Source organism: Streptomyces sp. NPDC057654 (assembly GCF_042800135.1).
In the GTDB taxonomy this organism is placed as follows: domain Bacteria; phylum Actinomycetota; class Actinomycetes; order Streptomycetales; family Streptomycetaceae; genus Streptomyces.
Window position 1 is genome coordinate 1 of the sequence record NZ_JBHVHQ010001038.1, and the last position, 2,732, is coordinate 2,732.

The following is a 2,732-nucleotide window of genomic DNA, read 5'->3' on the forward strand; positions in this document are numbered from 1 at the left end:
CGCTCGTACTCCTCGCCGAGGCGGCGCAGTCGGCCCGTCATGCGCGCGCCGAGCAGGGCGGCGCGCTCGGCGAGCCCGTTCTCGCGCACGTACTTCAGGGTCGCGGTCCCGGCCGCCATGGCGAGCTGGTTGCCGCGGAAGGTGCCGGCGTGGGCGCCGGGCTGCCAGGCGTCGAGTTCCTCGCGGTAGACGATGACCGCGAGCGGGAGGCTGCCGCCGATGGCTTTGGACAGGACCATCACATCGGGGACGACGCCGCTGTGTTCGACCGCCCAGAAGGCCCCCGTGCGCCCGACCCCCGTCTGGACCTCGTCGGCGATGAGCGGGATGCCCCGGTCCGCGGTGATCTCCCGCATCCGGCGCAGCCAGCCGTCCGGCGCGGGGATCACTCCGCCCTCGCCCTGCACGGGTTCGACGATCATCCCGGCGGGCGTGCTCACCCCGCTCTTGGGGTCGTCCAGGAGGGATTCGGTCCAGCGCGCCGCGAGCCGCGCGCCCTGCTCGCCGCCGGTCCCGAACGGGCAGCGGTAGTCCTGCGGATAGGGCAGCCGGGTCACGCGCGCGCTGTGCGCTCCCCCGGAGACGGCGAGCGCCCCGGCCGTCATGCCGTGGTACGCGCCGGAGAAGGCGAGCAGCCCGTCGCGTCCGGTGGCGGTCCGTACGAGCTTGAGCGCGGCCTCGACCGCGTCCGTACCGGCCGGTCCGCAGAACTGGATGCGGGCGGAGTCGGCCAGTCCGCGCGGCAGGGTGGCGAACAGTTCGCTGGTGAAGGCGTCCTTCACCGGGGTGGCCAGGTCCAGTACGTGCAGGGGCGCGCCCGAGTCGAGCACGCCGCGGATGGCCTCCAGGACCACGGGGTGGTTGTGACCGAGCGCCAGCGAGCCCGCGCCGGAGAGGCAGTCCAGGTACCGGCGGCCGTCCGCGCCCTCGATCGTCAGGCCCCGCGCGCGCACCGGCACGATAGGCAGCGAGCGGGCGTACGTACGCGCCGCGGACTCCCGCGACGACTGGCGCCGCAGGATGGATTCGTGCGCCCCTTCTTGGGCGGCGGATTCCGGAGCCGTGGATTCCGGAGCCGTGGGTTCCGTAGCCGTGGATTCCGCAGCCGTGGCCGGAGCTGCGGATTCCGAAGCCGTGGATTCCAGAGCGGCCGATTCCTGAACGGCGGGTTTCGGAGCCGCGGGTTCCTGAGCGGCGGACGGTTGCGTCACCGGGAGCTGGGTCAAGGCCACGACTCTGTGTCCTCCTGCTGCTGGACCTGCTGCTGAACGCCGGTCGGCTGTCCCCCGTATGTACCAACGACGGCGCAGGCCACGGATCACGGCCCGGAGCAAGATCCTTGGCAGCGCGGAACCGCGGACCCGCTCGCGGCCGTCTCCCACCTCACCGGCATAGTGGTGGCCCTCTGTCCCTACGCCGGGACGGACGTGCCGACCAGGCATGACAAGTTCACATCACGCAGACAGAACAAAAGATCAACACGGGGAGCCCACTCCATGTCATCCATCCGCCGCCCAGTGCTGGCCTCGGCAGCGCTGGCCGCCGTGCTCGCGCTGACCGCCACCGCCTGCGGTCCGTCCGACGACAAGGCGTCAGGCAGCGACAACGCCTCCGCGTCGACCGACCAGGGGGACAAGTCCGGCGACGACGGCTTCAAGCTGCCCAAGGACCTGCCGACGTCCCTGAAGGACCTCGACAAGTGGAAGAACGGCGCCTGGAAGAACTGGAGCAAGGACGACTGGCTGCGTGAGGCCCGGGACTTCGTCAACCCGATCATCAAGGGCCACTGGAAGCCCGAGACGATGAAGGACGCGCACACGAGCGACAAGACGCTCGGCACGAAGGACTTCTCGGGCGACCAGGGCGTCACCGACCCCGAGCCCAGCCCGGTCCAGGCCAAGCCCGTCGGCCTGCCGTACACGCAGAACGCGGCCCCGGTCGGCAAGGTCTTCTTCGACAGCCCGCAGGGCCACATGGTCTGCTCGGCGACGGTCGTGAAGGACCCGGCGCACCCCGGCAAGTCCAACATGGTGTGGACGGCCGGCCACTGCGTGCACGCGGGCAAGAAGGGCGGCTGGTACCGCAACATCGCCTTCGTCCCCGCGTACAACAACAAGGGTCTGCCGGCCTCGCAGCTGAACAGCGCCCCGGAGCAGGACGTCGCTCCGTACGGCGCGTGGTGGGCCGACTGGGCGCAGACCTCCTCGCAGTGGATCTCGCAGGGCGCGGAGTCCGGCGGCGCGGGCGCTCCGTACGACTTCTCGGTGCTGCACGTGAAGCAGGAGAACGGCACCGGCAAGTCGCTGGAGGAGACGGTCGGGGCGGCGCTCCCGGTGAACTTCGACGCACCGCAGGCGCCGCAGATCTCCAGCATGGGCGCCTGGGGCTACCCGGCCGCGGCGCCGTTCGACGGCCAGAAGATGTACGACTGCATCGACAAGCCGGGCCGGCTGACCCTCCAGGCCCAGCAGCCGACGATGTACCGCATCGGCTGCACGATGACGGCCGGTTCGTCCGGTGGCGGGTGGGTCGCCACGGGCAAGGACGGCCAGCCCGCGCTGGTGTCGAACACCTCGATCGGCCCGTCGACGGCGGGCTGGCTGGCGGGTCCGCGACTGGGCCCCGAGGCCAAGGCGATCTTCGACGAGGTCAGCAAGAAGTACGCCGGCCAGTGAGCCGCTGAGCCACGGCGTGTGAGCGGAGGGAGGCGGGACCGGTGCGGTCCTGCCTCC

General features: G+C 71.3%; 2 protein-coding genes. One reads left to right on the plus strand and one right to left on the minus strand.

The window, feature by feature from the left end; all coding sequences use genetic code 11:
* Positions 1-1,022: diaminobutyrate--2-oxoglutarate transaminase family protein (locus ACFU99_RS40060; protein WP_384402618.1), on the minus strand; the 1,022-nt coding region annotated here is incomplete at its 3' end.
* 474 nt (positions 1,023-1,496) lie between these two features.
* On the opposite strand from ACFU99_RS40060, the gene ACFU99_RS40065 reads away from it, so the two are divergent.
* A complete protein-coding gene (locus ACFU99_RS40065; protein WP_384402615.1) occupies positions 1,497-2,675 on the plus strand; it encodes a trypsin-like serine peptidase in 1,179 nt (392 codons plus the stop codon).
* Positions 2,676-2,732 lie beyond the last annotated feature (57 nt).

Coding starts and splice junctions, on each gene's coding strand:
- ACFU99_RS40065 (WP_384402615.1), top strand. CDS start 1,497: ATGTCATCCATCCGCCGCCCAGTGCTGGCCTCGGCAGCGCTGGCCGCC.